The sequence below is a fragment of the Mycobacterium sp. ST-F2 genome (assembly GCF_001905655.1).
Taxonomy (GTDB): Bacteria; Actinomycetota; Actinomycetes; order Mycobacteriales; family Mycobacteriaceae; genus Mycobacterium.
The window spans coordinates 1-21299 of record NZ_JMHT01000080.1 but is presented as its reverse complement, the minus strand read 5'-3'; the positions used below and the strand labels follow the sequence as shown (position 1 = coordinate 21299).

Genomic DNA, 21299 nt, shown 5'->3' with positions numbered 1-21299 from the left:
CAGGTCACCAGGCCCGGAACGGCACGCTGGTGGCGGCGGCGTCGTTCGGGCCGAACTGCACCGTCAGCTGCAGTGTCCACAGCCCGGGCCGCGGCGCGGTCGCGTAGGTGCTGTGCCACCGGCCGTCGGGCCCCGCGGTGAACCGCACCGGCAGCGCGGCGATGTCGCTGCTGGACAGCGTGCCGCGCAACCCGGTGGCGCCGGGCACCGCGACGTCGATCGGGATGGCGCCGTGCCGCGTGGTGTCGAGATGCACCTGCGCCTGCCGGCCCTCATCGAGCGCGGCGGTGGCGGTGAGCTCGGGGCCGTAGGTGGTGCGGGCCGGCGGCTCACCGGTCAGCACCGTCGTCATCAGCAGCACCAGCACTGCGAGCGCGGTTTCCAGCGGCACGGTGCGTCGCAGCCGTTGCGGGGTGAGCCGGCGTCGGCCCAGATACGCCAGGGCGACCATGAGCGTCACCAGGAAGACCTTGGCGCACAACGCCATTCCGTAGCCGGTCGTCCACAGCGACTCGATGGGCGACACCTGCCGCCACGCCTGATATTCGCCGCTGAGCAGCACCGCCGCGACGCAGCCGAACGCCACGCGAGACCAGCGCTGCAGCTCGTCGGTCCGGCGGGCGGGCAGCACGACGAGCGCCAGCACGCACAGTCCACCGAGCCACAGCGCCATCGCCAGCAGGTGCACGGTCGTGACGGCGGTGGCGAACCACGGGTCGGGCCCGGCCGCGGCGTGCCCGGAGCGGGCGACGGTGACCGCGAGCGCCGTCGCGATCGAGAGGAACAGCGGGGTGCCGGCGCGGAGGGTCGCCGCCAGTAGGGCGAGTAGGACCGCCTGGAGGTAGAGCTGGGTATCTCCTCCGGTGGTGAGGACGTCGATGGCGGTCGCCGCGGCCAGCAGGACCCCGCCGAGGCCGGCCAGGATGCGGGTCCGGCGCAGCGCAAGCGCCCAGCCCCACACGAGCCGGCCCGCAGCGAGTACGCCGAGACACAAGGCCAGACCGGCGTACCGCAGGCCGCGGGCCACATCGGACGCCGTTGACGACGAGGCAACGGGACGCGATTCCGGCGGTGCGTCGGCCGCCTGTTGCACCCCGAAACTCACCGAACCGGACACTTCGTGGCCGTCGGCCGACATCAGCCGCCAGGTGGCGGTGTAGCTGCCGCGCGGCAGGTTCGGCGGCAGGCTCAGCTCGATGGCGGTGTTGCCGGGCTGCGCCCGGACGCCCCGGTCGACCTTGGCTCCGGTGGCCGAAATCACCTGTACCGCACCGGGAATCAGGCGGACTGGTTCATCGAACGTCAGGGTGACCTGGGCCGGCGACGACGGCAGGGTGGCGCCGTCGACCGGATCGCTGGAGACCAGGACGGCGTGCGCGTGTGCGAGGGGAGCGGGCAGCAGCAGCGCGAGCAGGGCCGCGAGAAGCGCTGCGAGCGGTCTCAGTTCTCTGGTCGTGACGTCGTCTTTCGTCGGGAAGATGCCAGGTTAGCGATGCCCAGCAGCAGTGCGACGACCGACACGGCCAGTGCCGTCAGGCCCGGCCATGCCGGTGCCGCGGGTGCCGGGGCGGCGGCGGGCTGGTGGTGGTCGCCGCCGCCGGCGGGCTTCAGGTGCAGGGTCGGTGCCGGATGCTCGGGCTCGGCCTGTCCCGGGGTGGCCTTCTCGTTCCAGTTCACGGACTTGCCGTCGCTGTAGGTCTGGACGGCGGGCAGCGACAGCGTGTTGGTCTTGGGCAGCGGGCCCGCCGAGATGGCGAAGACGTTGAACTGGTGCGGCGGGATGGCGGCGTCCGGGCCGGTGGCCTTCCACTCGACCGACGAGACGTATTCGGTGACCTCGGCGCCGTCGTCGTCCTTCTGCGGCGTGGGCAGCTTCTTCTTGGTGAGCGTGGCCGTCCAGCCCGCCTTCTGCTGGGTGCTGACCGAGATGATCGGCTGGTCGTCGGGCAACACGACCAGCAATGCGGTGGTGGACGCGGTGTCCGACTCGGTCGGGACGCGGAAGTTCAGCACGCCCCAGCCGCCCTGGGTGGCGTCGCCGGTCACCTTGACGTGGGCGGCGGCTGGTGCGGCCAGCGCGACGGCGCAGCCAACCGTCCCGGTGAGGGCGGCGAAAGTCTGAAACAGCTTGGGCATGTTGTCCTCTCGGTAGGGGTCAGACGGCCATGACGGCGAAGGCGGCGCTCATTCCGAGTGCCATGAGCAGGTCGGCGTACGGGCGCTTCGGCCCGCGCACCAGCAGGTAGAACCACCACAAGGCGGCCAGGCAGAACGCAGCAGCCAGCACGGTGCACACGACGACGAGCCACGTCGGGGGAGTGACGGCGACGGCGCCGTGGCCGAGATGCGCGCTGTGGTGACCGGAGGCCTGCGCCGTGGCGACCGGAAGCCCGGCGTTCGGCCCCATCAGCAGGCCCATGAGGGCCATCGCGGCCATCATCGCGCAGTGGTAGACGGGGTGTGGCAGCTCGAATCCGAACAGCGCCAGATAGGCGAAGTAGAGCGCGACGGCCGTGAACACCAGGACGTACACCAGCGGGGACACCCGCATACCGGCCGGCCACAGCATCGCGATCATGGCGACCGACGCCAGCGCGTGCAGCGCCCCGATGCCGCGCTGCTGCCCGATGCCCCGGCCGGCGCCCACGAACAGCAGCGCCGCCACCGCGAACACGGCGGTCAGCGCCCAGCGCAGGGCGGAATCGGCGATCACGGTGTTATTGGTCGGATGAAACCCGGGTTCAGTTCCCGGACGCCTTGGCCCGCATGTCGGGTTGTGATCGGTCCAGCGGCGTCAGCGCCACACCGAGCCAGCAGACGGCCAGGACCGCGGCGGCCACAAAACCGGCCAGCGGCCACCACACGGCGACCCGGGCCGGCGACGTCTGGCACCACCAGACCGCGCCGAAACCTGCCGCCGTGGCTACTCCCGACAGGTACAGCGCCACGCAGCACACGCGAAAACGCTTGCGCCACAGTGCCGTTGCCGAGGTCGCTGCGGCCAGGGAGAACAGGATGGCGACGACCTTCAGCACCCACCGGTGAGTTTCGGACCAGCAGACGCCGGCGGACACCGCCAGCACCACGACCGCGGCGGCGGTGGGGTAGCGGCGGGCCGGACCGATCCAGACCTCGTCGAACACCCGGCGCCCGATGGCGCTCAGGGTGTGCTCGAGGTCGATCGCATGGCGGGTGGACAAACCCAACTCCGCTCAGCCCGCGCTCTGGTCTTGGTTCCCCGCGCGCAGCAGGTCGTCGCGGGCGCGGGCGACCCGGGAGCGGATGGTGCCGACAGGGCAGCCGCAGATTTCGGCGGCCTCGGCGTAGGACAGGCCGAGTACCTGGGTCAGCAGCAGGGCTTCCCGGCGGTCGGAGTCCACGCCGTCGAGCAGCATCCGGATTTCGACGATGTCCTCGAACCGGGCGGTCGGCTGCTGCATGTCGATGACGGTCTCGGGCTCGATGGCCGCACTGCTGCGCGGCCGGCACTGCTTGCGCCTGATGTGGTCGACGACGACGCGGCGCGCAATCGACAACAGCCAGGTGCGGGCGGTCGACCGGCCGCGGAACCGGGGCAGCGAGCCGAGGGCCCGCAGGTAGGTTTCCTGGGTCAGATCGTCGGCGCTACCGGGCTCGTCGAGATAGGCGACGGTGCGCCAGACATCGCGCTGAGTAGCCTTGATGAACTGCTCCAATGCGGCGCGATCGCCGCGGCCTGCCGCCAGTGCGAGGCGGGTCACCTCGTCGTCGTCGCCGCGGCTGCTCACGGCCCGACCCTATGTGACGGTTGCCGGGAACTCACAGCCGGGCACGTCCGACCAATTTTTGGGAGGACGGCTCTGGCGGGGACAATAGGAGGATGATGACGGCCAGCACAGTGGTTGGTAGCGCGGTCGACGCTGCCCCTGATGCCACTGCCGCCGACGGCGCTTCGGTGCGCCGGGTGCAGCTCGACGTGACCGGCATGACGTGTGGCGCCTGTTCTGCGCGGGTCGAGCGGACGCTCAACAAGATGCCGGGCGTCCGCGCCTCGGTGAACTTCGGCACCCGCGTGGCCACGGTCGATGCGCTCCCCGAGATTGCCGATTCCGAGCTGTGTGACGCGATCCGCAAGGCCGGCTACGACGCCGAACCCCGTTCTGGGGTGACCGCCGGGGACCGCGATGACGAGGACCTCTCGCACGCCCGGTACCTGCTGCGCCGCCTGCTGGTGGCCGCGGTGCTGTTCGTTCCGCTCGCCGACCTGTCGGTGATGTTCGCCGTTGTGCCCAGCACCCGCATCACGGGCTGGCAGTGGATCCTGACTGCGCTGGCCCTGCCCGTCGTGACCTGGGCGGCCTGGCCGTTCCACCGGGTGGCGCTGCGCAACGCCCGCAACCGCGCGGTCTCCATGGAGACGCTGATCTCCGTCGGCGTGACGGCCGCGACGGTGTGGTCGCTCTACACGATGTTCGTCGGGCACCACGCCACCGTCACCACCGGCATCTGGCAGGCCCTGGCCGGCAGCGACGCGATCTACTTCGAGGTGGCCGCGGGCGTCACGGTGTTCGTGCTGGCGGGCCGCTACTTCGAGGCCCGCGCCAAGTCCAAGGCCGGCAGTGCGCTGCGGGCGCTCGCCGCGCTGAGCGCCAAGAACGTCACGATCCTGCTGGCCGACGGCACCGAGATGGTCATCCCCGCCGAGGAACTCGCCGAAGGGCAGAAGTTCGTCGTGCGCCCCGGCCAGACCATCGCGGCCGACGGCCTGGTCGTCGAAGGCTCTGCCGCGGTCGACACCAGCGTCATGACCGGTGAGGCCAAACCGGTCCGGGCCACTCCGGGCAGCAGCGTCATCGGCGGCACCATCGTGCTCGACGGCCGCCTGATCGTCGAGGCCGCGGCCGTCGGCGCCGACACCCAGTTCGCCGGGATGGTGCGCCTGGTCGAGGAAGCGCAGGCCCAGAAAGCCGAGTCGCAGCGCCTGGCCGACCGCATCTCCTCGGTGTTCGTGCCCTGCGTCTTCGGTATCGCCGCGCTGACCGCGCTGGGCTGGGCCCTGGCCGGCGCCGGCCCCGACAAGGTGTTCGCGTGCGCGCTCGCGGTCCTGGTCATCGCCTGCCCGTGCGCGCTGGGCCTGGCCACGCCGACGGCCATGATGGTGGCGTCCGGACGCGGCGCCCAGCTCGGCATCTTCCTCAAGGGCCACCGGTCGCTCGAGGCCATCCGCGCGGTCGACACCGTCGTCTTCGACAAGACCGGCACCCTGACCACCGGGCACCTGGCCGTCACCGCGATCACCGCTGCCGATGGCTGGCGGTGCGACGACGTCCTGGCCCTCGCCGCGGCGGTGGAGTCGGCGTCCGAGCACGCGGTCGCGGTCGCCATCACCACGTCAGCACCGGACCACGAGCCCGTGACCGATTTCCAGGCCGCTGCCGGCCGCGGCGTCGTCGGCGCCGTGGGGGAGCGCGAGGTGCGCATCGGCAAGCCGTCCTGGGTCGCCGGCCGCACCGCCGTGCCCGCGCCCCTTGCCGAGGCGCGCCGCAGCGCCGAATGCCGTGGGGAGACGGTCGTTTTCGTCGCGGTCGACGACGAGCTGTGCGGTGCCATCGCGGTCGCCGACGCGGTCCGCGAATCGGCCGCCGGTGCCATCGCCGCCCTGCACGAGCGTGGGCTCAAGACCATCCTGCTGACGGGTGACAACCCCGCGGCCGCCGCCGCGGTGGGTGCCGCGGTCGGTATCGACGACGTCATCGCCGACGTGCTGCCGGACGGCAAGGTCGACGTCATCCAGCAGTTGCGCGACCGCGGTCGCATGGTCGCCATGGTGGGCGACGGCATCAACGACGGTCCGGCACTGGCCTGCTCGGATCTGGGGTTGGCCATCGGCCGCGGCACCGACGTCGCGATCGGTGCGGCCGACATCATCCTGGTGCGCGACAGCCTGGATTCGGTGCCGCAGGCGCTGGACCTGGCCAAGGCGACCATGCGGACCATCCAGATGAACCTGGTGTGGGCGTTCGGCTACAACATCGCGGCCATCCCGGTGGCCGCGGCCGGCCTGCTCAACCCGCTGATCGCGGGCGCGGCCATGGCCTTCTCGTCGTTCTTCGTGGTGTCGAACAGCTTGCGGCTACGCAACTTCAAGTGATTTGTGCACGATTTTCCGCGCATGCCGCGGATTTTCGTGCACAAATCAGTGGTTGGCGTCGGGATTACTGCTGCCCGCGCTGGCGGGCCAGTTCGCGCAGCATCGCGTTGTAGGCGTCCAGGTCGTCGTCGGCGTAGTCCGCGTCGGCGTGCCGGTCGGCGCGGGAGGCGGCACGGCGATCCTGCCGCGCCCACTGGGCCACCAGCGCGATGACCACCAGGATCACCGGCAGTTCGCTCGAGCCCCAGGCGATGGCGCCGCCGAGGTGCTGGTCGGCGCCGATGCTGGACAGCCACGGCAGGCCGACGAAGCGGTAGAACGAGCCGCCGATGGTGTCGGTCATGGTCATGGTCGCGATACCGAAGAACGCGTGAAAAGGCATGACCGCGAACAACAATCCGAGCCGGCCCAGGAACGGCAGGCGTTTGGGGCCCGGATCGATGCCGATGATGCCCCAGTAGAAGAGGTAGCCGACCAGCAGGAAGTGCACGGTCATCAGCTCGTGGCCCCAGTGGTAGCGGACCAGGGTGTTGAAGATCGGGGTGAAGTACACCGCGTACAGCGACGCCACGAACAGCACGAAGGCCACGATCGGATTCGACAGGGCCGCCGTCACTTTCGAGTGCACGAGCCACAGAATCCATTCGCGGGGTCCGGGCGGGGCGCCCTCACCGGCAGGCGGCAGGGCACGTAGGGCCAGGGTCACCGGACCGCCCAGCACCAGCAGCACCGGGACGAACATGTTGAGGGTCATGTGCTCACCCATGTGCACGCTGAACATCGCCGAGCCGTAGGCGCGGACGCCCGAACTGCTGGTGAAAAGCAGTGCGGCGCAGCCGACCAGCCATGAGATCAACCGGCCGGCGGGCCACTCGTCGCCGCGGCGCCGCAGCTTCACGTACGCAAACACGTACGCGCCCGCGAGCACGATCGCGCCGATGCCGATGAACGAGTCGAACCGCCAGACCGTCAGCAGCCGAACGACATTCGGCGGGTCGGGCAGTTCGTAGCCGAGGAACACGTCCCACGTCGTGTACTGGTGGTGCAGCAGGCGCGGCGCCGTCTGCACCGCCATGGCGGACACCGCGGCCAGCGCGGTGATCGCGGGCAGGCAGGTGGCCAGCAGCGACGGCCTGGCGCGGCGCAGCGCGGCGGCATCGGTGATCCACGACGCGGCCAGCGCTATCGCGGCGACGACCGCCCACCGCCCGTAGTCGCTGCCCGTCAGCCCGGTGGGGCCGAGCTGTTCGGCCAGCAGCAGTACGCCGTAGATCAGGGCCGCGGTCCCGCAGGCAACCTGGATGATCAACACGCGGCGGTAGAGGTCGGCGGCCGGTGGGCTGATGACGGCGGCGATCTTGGTGCCGGCCAGAACCGCCAGCGCCACGGCGAACACGATCACCGCGCTGGTGGTGTAGTCGTGGTCGGGACCTTCGCTCGCGTTGCCGGTGACCGGCAGGGCCAGTACGCCGATCAGGCTGGGCACCAGCAGCACGACCATGGCGACCCAGCGCACGCTGAACCGCAGCGTCAGCGCCACGACCCAGGCGCACAGCGTGGCGGCGATCCAGCCGCGGGACATCTCGGAGGCGCCGATGGCCTCGCTCAGCCGGCCGCTCTCCACCAGGCGCAGCGCCGGGAGGCCGGCATCGGTGGCCGCCTGCACCACCACCATGAGTGCCGAGGCGACCAGCCAGACCAGCGAAACCCGTTCCAGCACAAGGTGGATGCGGAAGGCCGGCGGGTCGATGACGCCGCTCGGGTCGGGGCGGGCCGTGGTGACGACGTAGACCAGGCCGCCGAGACAGATGGCAGCGGCGAGGGTGGCCGTGAAGTACCCGACCGGTTCGGCCAACGAGGTGAGCGTGCCGGGGTAGCTGTCGCCCGTGGCGACGAAGCGCTGGTCGCCGGAGACCAGCGCATAGATGACCAGAGCGGCTACCGCGGCCAGATAACCCAGAAGCGGCAGTGTGAACCTGCCCATCGAAATACCGGCCTTCCACCTGAAGAACTGATCAGAACCCAGTCTACGACCAGGCGTCGTAGAAATTTTCCGGGCGCAGGAACTCCTGGCGCCGCGGGCCGACCAATATCAATTGTGAGCCAGACCCAGCTGCCCGAATCGGGCGTCTCTGCCCCGGCAGACCCATCCGACCCATCGGCGTGGAAGCGCTTTCGCCCGGCATTGCTGCGGCTGCACTTCTACGCCGGCCTGTTCGTCGCGCCGTTCATCCTCATCGCCGCTGTCACCGGCCTGCTGTACGCGGTGATCCCGCAGATCGATTCCGCGGTGTACCGCCACGAACTCACCGTCGACCACGTCGGCGAACGGCAGCTGCCGCTGGCGTCCCAGCTCGCCGCGGTCCGCGCGGCGCATCCCGAAGGCACCGTCGCCAGCATCCGGCCGCCCGCGGCGCCGGACGAGACGACGCAGGTGACGCTCGCGGTCGACCCCACCAAAGTTGACGTCCCCGCCGACTACGCGCGCACCGTGTTCGTCGACCCGTACACCGGCGCGGTGCGCGGCGCCCTGACCACCTACGGGCAGTGGCTGCCGGTGCGGGCCTGGTTCGACGAACTGCACCGCAACCTGCACCTCGGGGCCTTCGGCCGCAACTACAGCGAGCTGGCGGCCAGCTGGTCGTGGGTGATCGCCGGCGTCGGCCTGCTGCTGTGGATCGGGCACACCAGGGGACAGCCACGGCGGCTGGTCGTCCCGGAGGTGCGGGCGTCCGGGCGGCGCCGGCTGCTGTCGTGGCACGGCACGCTCGGGGTGTGGATCCTCGCGGCGGTGGCGCTGCTGGCGGTGTCGGGGATGACGTGGTCCCGCTTCGCCGGCGAGAACGTCGCGCAGCTGCGGACGCAGCTGAGCTGGACCAGCCCGTCGGTCGACACCGCACTCCCGGGCCAGACCGTGGGGGCGACGCTGGATGAGGCCACCGCACTGCGCGGCGCCGACACTGTGTTGCAGACAGCGCACGACGCGCACCTGCGCACCCCGATGTGGATGTACCCGCCGGCGAGGACGGGTCAGGGCTGGCAGGTCGCCGAACGCAAACGCGACTGGCCGACGCAGTACGACGCCATCGTCGTCGACCCCGGTTCGGGCACGGTGACGTCGCGGCTGGACTTCGCCGAGTGGCCGTTGATGGCCAAGATGACCGACTGGGTCATCGACCTGCACATGGGCATCCTGTTCGGCCTCGTCAACCAGGTGGCGCTGATCGGGGTCGCCCTCGCGATGATCGTCGGCATCCTGCTGGGCTACCGCATGTGGTGGCGCCGGCGGCCGACGCGCGGCGACGGATTCGCCCTGCCCAGCGGTCAGCGCCGCGGCGCGCTCGCGGCTCTGCGGCCCTACGAGGCGGTGCTGCTCGTGGCGGCGCTTGCCGGCTTCGGCTATTTCGCGCCACTGTTCGGGCTGACGCTGGCGCTGTTCGCGGCGGTCGATGTGGCGCTGGGCTGGTGGCAGCGGCGGAAGGCGGCGCGGTGATCGCCGATATCTGGCTCCGGTTGCTCGTGACCGGACTGTTCCTCCTCAGCGCCGCGCAATGCGTCTACGCCATCACGGTCCGCGAGGACCGCAGCCGGGCCGACCAGGTCAGCCGCGTGCTGCATCTGCTGATGGCCGTGGCGATGCTGGTCATGGCCTGGCCGGCAGGAATGAGCGTGCCGAACCGCCCGCCGATGGTGTTCTTCCTGTTGGCGACCGGCTGGTTCGCCGTGCTCCTGCTGACGCGCGCCGGCCACCGCGTCGCCGACGGCTATCACGCCGTGATGATGCTGGCCATGGCATGGATGTACGCCGTGATGGACGGCGGGGTGCTGCCCGGTCAGTGCGCCGGGACCGCCGCCGATATCCCGGAGTCAGTGCACTCCATGCATGGCATGCACATGTCCGGGCCGGCACCGCAGTCCGGCGCGATCGCTGGCTGCGGCCAGCCGTCCGAGTGGGTCGGTGCCGTCAACTGGGCGCTCACCGCGGCGTTCGGGGTCGCCGCGCTGTGGTGGGCCATCCGCTACTTCACGGTGCGCCGGCAGCGTCCGGACGCACCGGTTCGGGTGTGGTTCGCCGTGGCCTGCCAGGCCATGGCGGCGGCCGGCATGGCGATCATGTTCGGCGTGATGATCTAGGCGGCGTTGCCATCGGTGGGCCACAGGTGGCCCCGGCGGCGGCCGCGGGAGGCGTTGTCCGGCAGCGTGATGTCGTCGAGTGTGGGCGCCGCGTCGCGGTCCGGCCGCGGTGGTTCCAGGGTGTGGCGACGCCACACCAGCACGGTCAGCACCACGCCGGCCAGTGCAGGCAGATGGCTCAACATGCGGACCGCGCCCACCGCGCCGGTCAGGCCGTCGACCACGACGTAGCCCGCCAGCACCAGGGTGAACACCCCGCCGACCACGGCCAGGCCCAGGGCCGCGGCCGGGCGTGCGGCCGCGACCAGCATGGCGACGCCGAGCGCGACGGACCAGGCCGTCGACTCGTTGATCACGTGCCCGCCCATCGCGTGCCCGGCATGCACTCCGACGCTGACGCCCGCGGCCTGCAGCACGGCCAGCACGATCTGGATGGCGCCCACCGCCGCGAGGGCGACGCGCGCCCAGTCGATTCTGGCGCGAGTGTCGGGCAGCGCGGGCTGGGACACGGTGTCGGTCACCGCGGTCATCCGGGTGCGGTCGGAGGCGATCAGCCCGCGCAGCAGCTGCATCTGGCTGTCCAACTCGGCCTGCCACTGCCGGCAGTCGGGGCAGGACGCCAGGTGCTCGTCGACGCGGCGTGCGGGTACGGGTTCGCGCTCGCCGTCCATGCGCGCGGACAGCGCCTCCCGAGCAATCTCGCACTCCACATCGTCAATAGTCGCGCACGAGGCCGGGTTTTCTCCCGGTGGTCCCGAATCCGGCATTGGCGGGTAAATACCCGCTGGTCGGCGCCGGTACCATAGACACGTGAACTGGACCGTCGACGTACCCATCGACCAGCTGCCCGAGCTGCCCCCGCTGCCCGAGGACCTGCGCACCCGCCTTGCCGACGCGCTGTCCCGCCCGGCCGCGCAGCAGCCCAGCTGGCCTGCGGACCAGGCTGCTGCGATGCGCAAGGTGCTCGAGAGCGTGCCGCCCATCACCGTGCCGTCCGAGATCGAGAAGCTCAAGCTCCAGCTGGCCGACGTGGCGCAGGGCAAGGCCTTCCTGCTGCAGGGCGGCGACTGCGCCGAGACCTTCGTCGACAACACCGAGCCGCACATCCGGGCCAACATCCGGACGCTGCTGCAGATGGCCGTCGTGCTGACCTACGGCGCCAGCATGCCGGTGGTCAAGGTGGCCCGTATCGCGGGGCAGTACGCCAAGCCGCGCTCGTCGGACACCGACTCGCTGGGCCTGACGTCCTACCGCGGTGACATGGTCAACGGTTTCGACCCGGACCCCGCCGTGCGCGTGCACGATGCGTCGCGCCTGGTGCGCGCCTACGCCAACGCGAGCGCCGCGATGAACCTGGTGCGGGCGCTGACGTCGTCGGGTCTGGCGTCGCTGCAGCAGGTGCACGAGTGGAACCGCGAGTTCGTCCGGACCTCGCCGGCGGGTGCCCGGTACGAGGCGTTGGCGGCCGAGATCGACCGTGGCCTGAACTTCATGACGGCCTGCGGCGTCAATGACCGCAACCTGCAGACCGCCGAGATCTACGCCAGCCACGAGGCCCTGGTGCTCGACTACGAGCGCGCGATGCTGCGGCTGTCCACCGAGTTCGACGAACCGCGCCTGTACGACCTGTCGGCGCACTACGTCTGGATCGGCGAGCGCACCCGTCAGCTCGACCACGCGCACATCGCGTTCGTCGAGACCATCGCCAACCCCATCGGCATCAAGATCGGCCCGACGACGACGCCCGAGATGGCCGTCGAGTACGTGGAACGCCTTGACCCGCACAACATTCCGGGTCGGCTCACGCTGGTCAGCCGAATGGGCAACGGCAAGGTGCGCGACGTGCTGCCGGGCATCATCCAGAAGGTGGAGGCCTCCGGCCACCAGGTCATCTGGCAGTGCGACCCCATGCACGGCAACACCCACGAGAGCTCGACGGGCTACAAGACCCGCCACTTCGACCGCATCGTCGACGAGGTGCAGGGCTTCTTCGAGGTGCACCGCGCGCTGGGCACGCACCCGGGCGGCATCCACGTCGAGATCACCGGCGAGAACGTCACCGAATGTCTTGGTGGCGCGCAGGATATCTCCGACGACGATCTGGCCGGCCGCTACGAGACGGCCTGCGACCCGCGCCTGAACACCCAGCAGAGCCTGGAGTTGGCGTTCCTCGTCGCGGAGATGCTGCGCGACTAGAACAGCCCGTCGAGGTTGGTGCCGAGGGTCCAGGCCCCGGCGGCGGTCAGCGCCGTCAGGGTCAGGATCGCGATGAACCAGAACAGCACGGCGCGCCGCGAGCGTTGCCGGGCCCAGGCGAAATCGTCGAGGTCGATCCCGGCGAATTGCTTTGCCACAGTGGGTGATTCGAGCAGCGCCGGATCCATCGTGGGGTCCATCGTGAATTGCAGGGTGTGTTGGGGCGCCGGCTTGGGGACTGGGGCCCGGCCCGTCGCGACCGTGGTGCGTTCCGCCCGGCCACGCTGGGCAGCTGCCGCGGTGTGCTGTGCCGAGTTGGTCGGCGCCGGCACCCGGAAGTTGGGCAGGCCCAGATCGGCGACGATGGCGGCCAGCTCGGCTGCCATGTCGCCGGCATCGAGGTAGCGGTCATCCGCCGCACGGGCTGTCGCGCACGCCACCAGGTCGTCGAATTGCTTTGGCACACCGGCGATTGCCGCGCTCGGCGGCGGTACGTCCTGGTCCAGCCTCTGGTACGCCACGCTGAGCGGGTTGTCGCCGGTGAATGGCGTGGCACCGGTCAACAACTCGTAGGCCAGGATGCCGACGGAGTAGACGTCGCTGCGCGGGTCGGCGTCGCCGGTGCTGACCTGCTCGGGGGAGAGGTACGCCGCGGTGCCGAGGATCACGCTCGTCGACGTGATCTTCGCTTCGGCAACCGCCCGCACCAATCCGAAGTCGGCGATCTTGACCTCGCCGCTGTCGGAGATCAGGACGTTCTCGGGTTTGATGTCGCGGTGCACCAGCCCGGCGTGGTGGGCCACGGCCAGGCCGTCGAGCATCGGGGCCAGCACGGCTGCCACCGCATGTGGCGGCATCGGGCCGCGCTCGCGCAGCAACTCCCGCAGCGTCCCGCCCTCCACCAGCTCCATGACGAGGAACGGGTGTCGGCCGTCGAATCCCTGGTCGTAAACCGCCACCAGGCCAGGGCTTTTCAGGCCCGCGGCGGCGCGCGCCTCGCGCTGGAACCGGGTCAGGAACTGCTGGTCTCCGGAGTACCGGGAATCCATCACCTTGAGCGCCACCAGGCGGTCCAACCGGGTGTCCAGACCGCGGTACACCGTCGACATGCCGCCACTGGCTATCGGTGCATCCACGCGGTATCGCCCGTCCAGCACCACACCGATCAGTGGGTCAGGTTGGCGGGATGGCTGCACCCGGCAATCGTACGGCCCTAGAATCTCCTGCGTGAGCAGCATTCCGGCCGCCGAGGACGTTATCGATCCCGATGAAGCGGTTTACGACCTTCCCGCAGTGGCATCCATGCTGGGTATTCCGGTGACCAAGGTGCATCAGCAGTTGCGGGACGGGCACCTGCTCGGGGTGCGCCGGAACGGCGCCATCGTGGTGCCGAAGATCTTCTTCGACGCCAAGGGGCATGTGATCAAGCAGCTGCCGGGCCTGCTGGTCGTGTTGCGCGACGGCGGCTACCACGAAACCGACATCGTGCGTTGGCTGTTCACGGCCGACGAGTCGCTGACGCTGACCCGTGACGGCAGCACCGAGCGCACCGTCAACGCACGCCCGGTCGACGCGCTGCATTCGCACCAGGCCAGGGAAGTGCTGCGCCGCGCTCAGGCTATGGCGTACTAGCTTCGGGTGCCGGTTCCGGGGCGGCCGGCTCGGGTGCGTGCGCCAGCGAATACCACGCTGCCACAGCGCATCCCGTTGCCAGGATCACGTGCAGCCAGGAGTACATGCCGTGTGATCCGTCGGGTTTGAAGATCACCATGATCCAGGTCGAGAACCCGGCGATCGCGGCGATGGCCGGCCGGCTCTGCGCCAGCGCGGAGACGATCGCCAGCGGCCAGGTGTAGTACCAGGGCAGGGCGGCGGGCACGAACAGGACGACGACGGCCATCACCAGCGCGATGCCGACCAGTGCTTCGCGGTCGGTGTGGCGGAACCGCCACCACAGCAACGGAAGTGAGATCGCGATGATCGCGATGCCGATGATCCGGGTGACGTCCAGCACCGCGTAGAAGCTGACGGTGGTGACGAGCCCGCCGATGGCGTGGATCAGGTTGGCCACGGCCGTCGGGATGGTCAGCCAGTTGACGATCTTCACCGAACCCGCCAGTGCCGTCAGCCAGCCGAGGCCGACGCCCGCTGCGACCGTCACCACGGCGAACACCACCGTGAAGATCGCTCCCGAGGCCGCGGTGGCCACCAGCCAGGCGCGGACCTGACCCCACGGGTGTCGTTCGCGCAACTGGCGCATCCAGACCCACACCATGAACGGAAGTGCCAGTCCCGCGGTGGCTTTCACCGCGACTGCGAGGGCGATCAGGCTGACGCCGGCGATGGGATGCCGTTCGAAGGTGAGCGCGATGGCGGCCATCATCAGCCCCACCATCAGCATCTCGTTGTGGACGCCGCCCATGAGATGGATGATCACCAGCGGGTTGAGGACGCAGATCCACAGGGCGGCAGCGCTGTTGGCGCCGACGTGGCGGGCGACGCGGGGCGCCGCCCAGATCAGCATGACCAGGCCGGGCAGCATGCACAACCGCAACAGCATGGTGCCCTGCACCACGTGGTCGCCGACGATCATGGTCACGAACTTGGCCACCAGGATGAACGCCGGTCCGTAGGGCGCGGTGGTGGTGGTCCAGATCGGACTCACGTTGTCCAGCAACGAGTTCGGGTTGTCGACCGGCCCGACGAGATAGGGGTCCAGCCCGTCGCGCAGCAGCGCGCCCTGGGCCAGGTAGGAGTAGGTGTCGCGGCTGAACACCGGCACGCTCAGCAGCAGCGGCGCGAGCCAGAAACCGGTCGTCGCGATCATCGTGTACTCGGTCGCGGAGCGGTCCACGACGCGTCGGCCCAGCGCGAGCCAGGCGATCAGCATCAGGGCCACGCCGGTCCACAGCAGAATCGACGACAGCACCAGCCCGTGGCCGAACCGGAACCACGACAGGTGCATCGACTCCAGCAGGGGATCGTGCTGCCGGGTGCTCCCGGCGCCCAGCCCACCGAGGGCGATCAGAATGGCGCCGGTGAACCCCAGTAGTGCGGGACGGCCCTCGTCGGAGCGTCCGAAGGCGGTGAGCCGGGTGTACCCGCTCATGCGGACCGGTTCGACGCCCGGCGGGCGAGTTCGGTGAGTCCGCTCTTGGCCCCTTCGTCGATGGGGGCCGCGGCGAGCGCGTCCAGTCCGCGCTGGGTGAGCAGCGCGATGCGCTGTTCGACGGCGGCCAACGCGCCCACGGACTCGATGACGCCGCAGAGTTCGGCGACCTGACCGTCGGTCAGGTCGGTGCCGATGGAGCCGCGCAGCAGAGCCGCCGCCGTCGGGTCGGAGTTCTCGGCCAGTTCGACGGCCTCGGCCAGCAGCACGGTGCGCTTGCCGGAGCGCAGGTCGTCACCCGAGGGCTTGCCGGTGACCGCCGGATCACCGAACACCCCGAGGACGTCGTCACGCAACTGGAACGCGATGCCGAGATCGGTGCCGACGGCGTGGAAGATCTTCTGCACGTCGGGCCGGTCGGCGGCGGCCGCGGCGCCCAGCTGCAACGGCCGGGTGACGGTGTACGACGCGGTCTTGTACAGGTTCACGTTCATGGCCGACGCGACGGTGTCGGCGCCGCTGGATTCGGCGACGATGTCGAGGTACTGCCCGCCGAGCACCTCGGTGCGGATGTGGGCCCACTCCTCGTTGACGCGCCGCCGGGCGTCCACCGGCAGGTCGGCGTTCGAGACGACGTCGTCGGCCCAGGACAGCGCCAGGTCGCCGAGCAGGATGGCCGCGGACAGTCCGAACTGCTCGGACGAGCCCCGCCAGCCCTGCCGGCGGTGCCGCTCGGCGAACAGCCGGTGCACTGTCGGCAGGCCGCGCCGGGTCGCTGAACAGTCGATGACGTCGTCGTGGACCAGGGCACAGGCCTGCAGCAGTTCCAGCGCGGCGAACAGGCGCAGCACGGCCGGGTCGGCCGGGTGGCCGGGGTCGGGTGCCACCGCGCGCCAGCCCCAATAGGCGAACGCCGGACGGACCCGCTTGCCGCCGCGCAACACGAATTCTTCGAGTGCCCCCGTCACATCGGCATAGGCGTCGCCGATGTAGGCGCTGTCCCGCCGGCGCTCGGCGAGATAGTCGCGCAGTTGATCTGTGATGGCATTCGCCAGCTCGCCAGCCGACGGACCTGCGGCATCGACGCTCAGCGCGCGTCCCCTCTCCTGACCCCGGAATTGTGCATCCAGATTAGAGGGTGACGGGTCACTCGTCGGACACTGCGGCGAACTTCGGGGAGCGGTCCCGGCTCCAGTAGGCGAGGCCGCCGATGACGCCGGCCACCGCGAAGGCCAGGACGGCCATCCAGATCGCGGCCGTGGTGAACGACCGTGCGCTCGGGTCGGTGTAGCGGGCCTGGGCCTTCATGGTGCTCACCACGCCGGGCTTGAGCTTCCACTGGACGATGTCGCTGGCGACCCGCTCGCCGTTGGTCGACGTGACGTCGCCGGGGAACGCCACCGACAACGTGACGTCGGAATCCGGGTCGGCCACCGTGGTCAGGTCGACGCGGCCTTCGAGGATCACCAGGTCACCGGCGCGGCGCAGCGAGATGTCGGCGCCGGCCGAGTCGCGGCTCAGGTTGGCCAGCTGGGGCACCTCGGAGAAGCTCAGGTCCGAGAACACGGCCTCGGACCCGACGTAGTCGTCCTTGCGGTAGTCCGAGACCACCACCTTCTGCGCGAACGGCAGGTTGTTGGTCAGCTGCGGGCCCTTGTCGTCCGCGTCCTTGGCCTTGGCGGAGGCGACGATCTGGCCGGACACCCGGTCGTCGGGCGAGACGGTGAGCGAGGTGTGGACGCGGACGCAGCCGACCGCCAGGGGGAGCAGCATCAGAAACAGCAGCAAGGCACGCAGGTGGCGGCGGCGGTTCACGCCGTTATCGTGCCAGACCGGGGCAGTCACAACGGTAGCGAACGGCCGAGGATGGCGAACGGCCGTGGATCGCCGGGGAAGAAGTAGCTGCGCATGACGTCATGGAAATCCAGCCGGCGGTACAGCCGCCAGGCCCGGTTGCCTTCGCCGGCGCTTTCCGGAGTGGACAGCAGGACGTGGGATTCCCGGCAGCCGGCGAGCAGCCGCCGTGCCAGCGCCTCGCCGAGTCCGTGACCCTGTGCCCGCGGGTGGATGTGCAGCTCGGTGAGCTCGAAATACCCGCTCATCAATTGCTCGATGCGTTCGCTGGGCGTACCGACGTGCCGCAGGCCCGTCGAGACCTGCTGGTGCCACCACTGGTCGGGGGCGCCTCGGTACCCGTAGGCGATGCCGAGCATCGGTGCCGACTCGACGGAGCCGCCGTCGGGAACGTCGAACGCCGCGACGCCCGTCCAACCCTCGCGTCGGGTGTGCTCCAGCCACATCGATGCGCGCTGGCGTTCGGTGCCCCGCGGATAACGCATGGCCTCGACGTAGACGGACAGCGCCTCGTCGAGTCGCTGCTGCATGTCGGCCGGCGACAGATCGGTCAGGAGTGTCGCCACGGTGTGTGCCTTTCGGTGCAGCTGGGATGTCGGTTTCGGGTTGCTGAACAGGCGCTGTCGCCCGGCCGACGTACCAGTCTTACAATTCGGGAGTCTGAAGTATGTGGTACGTGTCTGTGTGACCTCGTATCATGACAGTTAGGGATCCGTGACCACGGGTGCAGACGTCAGGAGCCGCTGCGGGCAGCGGTGTGAGTTGGGAGGCGCGGATGCCACTCTCCGATCATGAGCAGCGCATGCTCGACCAGATCGAGAGTGCGCTGTACGCCGAGGACCCGAAGTTCGCTTCGAGCGTCCGGGGCGGCACGCTGCACGCGCCGTCAGCGCGGCGGCGGCTGCAAGGTGCGGGGCTGTTTGTCCTCGGCCTGGCGTTGCTGGTGCTGGGTGTGGCCTTTCGGATCCTGTGGATCAACCAGCTCCCGATCCTGAGCGTCATCGGTTTCGTGGTGATGTTTGCCGGTGCGGTGTTCGCGGTGACTGGGCCCCGGGTGCTGTCCAAGGAGAAGTCGACGCCGTCGTCCGGCAAGTCCAAGCGCGCTCGCGCCGGCAACTCGTTCACCAACCGCATGGAAGACCGGTTCCGTCGCCGGTTCGATGAGTGATCGCTGACGCGTGACACAGGGGTAGCCGATTCGGCTGCCCCTGATTTTTTTGGGCCGTCCTGTGGCGGTGTGACGCCCGACACGCCGGGCCCGTAGCGAAATTTGCCGGCGGCGGCGTGCGCCGCGATTTTCCAGGGGCTGCGCTCCGCGGTTCCCCACAACGCCCCACCACACTTCCGCACGGCCATTCACCTGTGGTTTCCGCGTGCATCCAGGCGCTTTGATGCCGTGCTCCACCACCTACTTCCCGTGATTGCTGCGCCCGGTGGGGCAGATAAGGCCATTTTTAGACTTTGAATGGAGAGAAGTGGGGGATTGTGGGGTAATGTGGCGGACGTCGGAGAGACCGGACTCCGGAGTGGTGGGAGGTGCCTGATGTTCCTGGGTACCTACACGCCGAAGCTCGACGACAAGGGGCGGCTCACGCTGCCCGCCAAGTTCCGTGATGCACTGGCAGGAGGGTTGATGGTCGCCAAAAGTCCAGATCACAGCCTCGCCGTGTATCCCCGGGCCGAGTTCGAGGAAGAGATCGCCCGCCGCGTGGCGAGCACCCCCCGGAACGATCCCGCCGCTCGTGCCGACCTGCGCGTTTTCGCTGCGGGCGCCGACGAGCAGCACCCCGACGCTCAGGGCCGCATCACGTTGTCCGCCGACCACCGCCGCTACGCGAGTCTGACCAAGGAATGCGTCGTGATCGGTGCGGTGGACTACCTCGAAATCTGGGATGCCGCGGCCTGGCAGACCTACCAAGAAACTCACGAAGAGAACTTCTCCGCGGCAAGCGATGAAGCGCTCGGCAGCACCCTTTGACCTGCAGGCCCGTGCAGCGTGGCCTCTGCCCGAACCGGCCCTGGCGTACTTCCCCAACGTCAGGTTCGCGAACTCGGACAGAGACCTCGCTGCGGGGGCCGCACAAATCCACCAGCTGAAGCCTTATGGGGGTGTTGCGTTGACCGATCGCCGGCCGCACATTCCGGTGCTGCTGGACCGCTGCGTCGAGCTGCTGGCTCCGGCACTCACCCGGCGCGGCGCCGACGGTACCGGCGCCGTCATGATCGACGCGACATTGGGTGCCGGTGGCCACTCCGAAGCCTTCCTGTCCCGCTTTCCCGGTCTGACGCTCATCGGCCTGGACCGCGACCAGACCGCGCTGCGGCTGGCGGGGGAGCGGCTCGCGCCGTTCGGTGACCGGGTGCACCTGGTGCACACCCCGTACGACGGCATTGACGACGCACTCGCCCAATCCGGTTACCGCCCAGGCGAACTGGATGGCATCCTGTTCGACCTCGGGGTGTCCTCGATGCAGCTCGACCAGGCCGAGCGCGGTTTCGCCTACGCCCAGGACGCGCCGCTGGACATGCGGATGGACCAGAGCTCCGGGCTGACGGCGGCGGACATCCTCAACACCTACGACGCCCGGGCGCTGACCCGCGTGCTGCGCGAATACGGCGAGGAGAAATTCGCCTCCCGTATCGCGGGAGCCATCGTCCGGGAGCGCGCCCGCCGCCCGTTCACGACGACGACCGAGCTGGTCGAGCTGCTGTACGCGGTGATCCCGGCACCGGCCCGTCGCACCGGGGGGCACCCGGCCAAGCGGACGTTCCAGGCGCTGCGCACCGAGGTCAACGGCGAGCTGGACTGCCTGCGCGCCGCGATACCGGCCGCGCTGAACGCGCTGCGTCCCGGCGGCCGCATCGCGGTCGAGGCCTATCAGTCGCTGGAAGACCGAATTGTCAAGGGGTACTTCACCGATGCCATCGCATCGCGCACCCCGGAGGGGCTGCCGATGGAGCTGCCCGGCTACGAGCCGCTCTTCACCTCGCTGACCCGGGGTGCCGAGCGGGCCGACGAACACGAACTCGAATTGAATCCGCGTAGCGCGTCGGTTCGCCTGCGCGCACTGGAAAAAGTTGCCACAAGGGGAGGTCTGTGATGGCAAAGCGGCCAGCACCGGTACGCGGCGGCAGCGCACGACGGGGAACCCGGTCCGGCGATCCGGATCCGCGCCGGCGCACCGCCGTGCGGCAGGACCCCGTGAACAAGCGGGATGTCAAGCGCGACAACAAGTCCGGTAACAAGGGCGAAACCCGCGTCAAGCGTGGCAAGCGCGACGTCCGGCCGCAGCGGTCCAAGCCCACCGGTGCCGGTCCGCAGACCACACCGTTCGCCCGGCCGACTGCTGCGCCGTCGCGCCCCAAGAGCGCGTCCCAGGCCAAGGCTCGGGCCAAGGCGCGTAAGGCCAAGGCACCCAAGGTCATTCGCACGCCACTGCGGGAGCGGCTGCTGATCCGTATCGCGGAGATGGACCTGGACCCGCGGCACCTGATCGCGCGTGTGCCGTTCGTCGTGCTGATCATCGGCGCGCTGGGTATGGGTCTTGGTGTCACGCTGTGGCTTTCGACCTCCGCGGCCGAGCGGTCCTACGAGTTGGGCCGGGCCAAGGAGATCAATCAGGCTCTGCAGCAACAGAAAGAGGCCCTCGAGCGTGACGTGCTGGTGGCCCAGGCCGCACCGGCGCTTGCCGACGCGGCCCGCAACCTCGGCATGATCCCGTCGCGCGACACCGCGCACCTGGTGCAGGACCCGACCGGCAACTGGCTGCTGGTCGGCAGTCCGAAGCCGGCGCAGGGCGTGCCGCCGCCACCGCTGAACACGCCGCTGCCCGAGGTGGCTCCGCCCGCCCCGGCCGCCGCGCCGCGTCCGGCCCC

General features: G+C 69.8%; 21 protein-coding genes. 9 read left to right on the top strand and 12 right to left on the bottom strand.

Annotated elements, in window-relative coordinates; translation table 11 throughout:
* Positions 1–4: 4 nt before the first annotated feature.
* The 5 genes from EB75_RS25875 to sigC are packed head-to-tail and all read right to left on the bottom strand — an operon-like array spanning position 5 to position 3767.
* Positions 5–1399 (bottom strand): copper resistance CopC/CopD family protein, encoded by a 1395-nt coding sequence (locus EB75_RS25875; protein ID WP_083612571.1) that lies wholly within the window; start codon positions 1397–1399, stop codon positions 5–7.
* A gap of 41 nt (positions 1400–1440) precedes the next feature.
* On the bottom strand, positions 1441–2136 hold the full coding sequence (locus tag EB75_RS25870; RefSeq protein ID WP_073698098.1) for a YcnI family protein: 696 nt from the start codon (positions 2134–2136) through the stop codon (positions 1441–1443).
* Between the two features lie 19 nt (positions 2137–2155).
* On the bottom strand, positions 2156–2713 hold the full coding sequence (locus EB75_RS25865) for a DUF5134 domain-containing protein (protein WP_073698097.1): 558 nt from the start codon (positions 2711–2713) through the stop codon (positions 2156–2158).
* Between the two features lie 28 nt (positions 2714–2741).
* Positions 2742–3200 (bottom strand): hypothetical protein, encoded by a 459-nt coding sequence (locus tag EB75_RS25860; protein WP_073698137.1) that lies wholly within the window; start codon positions 3198–3200, stop codon positions 2742–2744.
* A gap of 12 nt (positions 3201–3212) precedes the next feature.
* Positions 3213–3767, bottom strand: a complete 555-nt coding sequence (gene sigC, locus EB75_RS25855) for an RNA polymerase sigma factor SigC (protein ID WP_073698096.1) — start codon at positions 3765–3767, stop codon at positions 3213–3215.
* A 92-nt stretch (positions 3768–3859) separates the two neighbouring features.
* Between sigC and EB75_RS25850 the strand changes: the two genes are divergently transcribed.
* Positions 3860–6130: a heavy metal translocating P-type ATPase gene (locus EB75_RS25850; RefSeq protein WP_286150323.1), complete on the top strand. Its 2271-nt coding sequence runs from the start codon at positions 3860–3862 to the stop codon at positions 6128–6130.
* Positions 6131–6194: 64 nt separating this feature from the next.
* On the opposite strand, the gene EB75_RS25845 is transcribed toward EB75_RS25850, so the two are convergent.
* Entirely contained in the window at positions 6195–8114 is a 1920-nt protein-coding gene (locus EB75_RS25845; protein ID WP_073698095.1) for a cytochrome c oxidase assembly protein, read from the bottom strand.
* Between the two features lie 114 nt (positions 8115–8228).
* On the opposite strand from EB75_RS25845, the gene EB75_RS25840 reads away from it, so the two are divergent.
* Both EB75_RS25840 and EB75_RS25835 read left to right on the top strand, forming a co-directional pair.
* On the top strand, positions 8229–9623 hold the full coding sequence (locus EB75_RS25840) for a PepSY-associated TM helix domain-containing protein (RefSeq protein ID WP_083612569.1): 1395 nt from the start codon (positions 8229–8231) through the stop codon (positions 9621–9623).
* Positions 9596–10264 (top strand): DUF5134 domain-containing protein, encoded by a 669-nt coding sequence (locus tag EB75_RS25835; RefSeq protein ID WP_286150322.1) that lies wholly within the window; start codon positions 9596–9598, stop codon positions 10262–10264. The genes EB75_RS25840 and EB75_RS25835 overlap by 28 nt, the downstream gene beginning before the upstream one ends.
* Here the strand turns inward: EB75_RS25835 and EB75_RS25830 are convergent.
* Positions 10261–10974, bottom strand: a complete 714-nt coding sequence (locus EB75_RS25830) for a zf-HC2 domain-containing protein (protein WP_073698094.1) — start codon at positions 10972–10974, stop codon at positions 10261–10263. The two genes, EB75_RS25835 and EB75_RS25830, sit on opposite strands and share 4 nt — an antisense overlap.
* A 100-nt stretch (positions 10975–11074) precedes the next feature.
* Between EB75_RS25830 and EB75_RS25825 the strand changes: the two genes are divergently transcribed.
* Positions 11075–12460 carry a class II 3-deoxy-7-phosphoheptulonate synthase gene (locus tag EB75_RS25825; RefSeq protein WP_020103604.1) on the top strand — a complete coding sequence of 462 codons (1386 nt, stop codon included), beginning with the start codon at positions 11075–11077 and terminating at the stop codon, positions 12458–12460.
* On the opposite strand, the gene EB75_RS25820 is transcribed toward EB75_RS25825, so the two are convergent.
* Complete coding sequence (locus EB75_RS25820) at positions 12457–13698, bottom strand: protein kinase domain-containing protein (protein ID WP_073698093.1); 1242 nt, start codon at positions 13696–13698, stop codon at positions 12457–12459. The two genes, EB75_RS25825 and EB75_RS25820, sit on opposite strands and share 4 nt — an antisense overlap.
* Between EB75_RS25820 and EB75_RS25815 the strand changes: the two genes are divergently transcribed.
* Positions 13688–14092, top strand: coding sequence for an Rv2175c family DNA-binding protein (locus EB75_RS25815; protein WP_073698092.1), 405 nt, complete (start codon positions 13688–13690; stop codon positions 14090–14092). The two genes, EB75_RS25820 and EB75_RS25815, sit on opposite strands and share 11 nt — an antisense overlap.
* Here the strand turns inward: EB75_RS25815 and EB75_RS25810 are convergent.
* From EB75_RS25810 to EB75_RS25795, 4 genes are all read right to left on the bottom strand, one after another.
* Positions 14079–15569 (bottom strand): alpha-(1->6)-mannopyranosyltransferase A, encoded by a 1491-nt coding sequence (locus EB75_RS25810; protein WP_073698091.1) that lies wholly within the window; start codon positions 15567–15569, stop codon positions 14079–14081. The two genes, EB75_RS25815 and EB75_RS25810, sit on opposite strands and share 14 nt — an antisense overlap.
* The gene (gene idsA2, locus EB75_RS25805; protein ID WP_073698090.1) at positions 15566–16624 is read right to left on the bottom strand and encodes a bifunctional (2E,6E)-farnesyl/geranyl diphosphate synthase; all 1059 of its coding nucleotides are present in this window, start codon (positions 16622–16624) and stop codon (positions 15566–15568) included. Before idsA2 ends, EB75_RS25810 begins: the two co-directional genes overlap by 4 nt.
* A 91-nt stretch (positions 16625–16715) precedes the next feature.
* Entirely contained in the window at positions 16716–17342 is a 627-nt protein-coding gene (locus EB75_RS25800; protein WP_174557730.1) for an LppM family (lipo)protein, read from the bottom strand.
* Positions 17343–17410: 68 nt separating this feature from the next.
* Complete coding sequence (locus EB75_RS25795) at positions 17411–17989, bottom strand: GNAT family N-acetyltransferase (protein ID WP_073698088.1); 579 nt, start codon at positions 17987–17989, stop codon at positions 17411–17413.
* A gap of 209 nt (positions 17990–18198) precedes the next feature.
* Here EB75_RS25795 and EB75_RS25790 point away from each other — a divergent pair, with 209 nt between their 5' ends.
* The 4 genes from EB75_RS25790 to ftsL all read left to right on the top strand — a co-directional run.
* Complete coding sequence (locus tag EB75_RS25790; protein WP_073698087.1) at positions 18199–18591, top strand: SCO2097 family morphological protein; 393 nt, start codon at positions 18199–18201, stop codon at positions 18589–18591.
* Positions 18592–18966: 375 nt separating this feature from the next.
* Positions 18967–19401 carry a division/cell wall cluster transcriptional repressor MraZ gene (gene mraZ, locus EB75_RS25785; RefSeq protein ID WP_073698086.1) on the top strand — a complete coding sequence of 145 codons (435 nt, stop codon included), beginning with the start codon at positions 18967–18969 and terminating at the stop codon, positions 19399–19401.
* A 1-nt stretch (position 19402) separates the two neighbouring features.
* Positions 19403–20524, top strand: a complete 1122-nt coding sequence (gene rsmH / locus EB75_RS25780; protein WP_286150329.1) for a 16S rRNA (cytosine(1402)-N(4))-methyltransferase RsmH — start codon at positions 19403–19405, stop codon at positions 20522–20524.
* On the top strand, positions 20524–21299 hold a 776-nt coding region (gene ftsL, locus EB75_RS25775; RefSeq protein ID WP_502689401.1), incomplete at its 3' end, for a cell division protein FtsL. The genes rsmH and ftsL, both read left to right, overlap by 1 nt.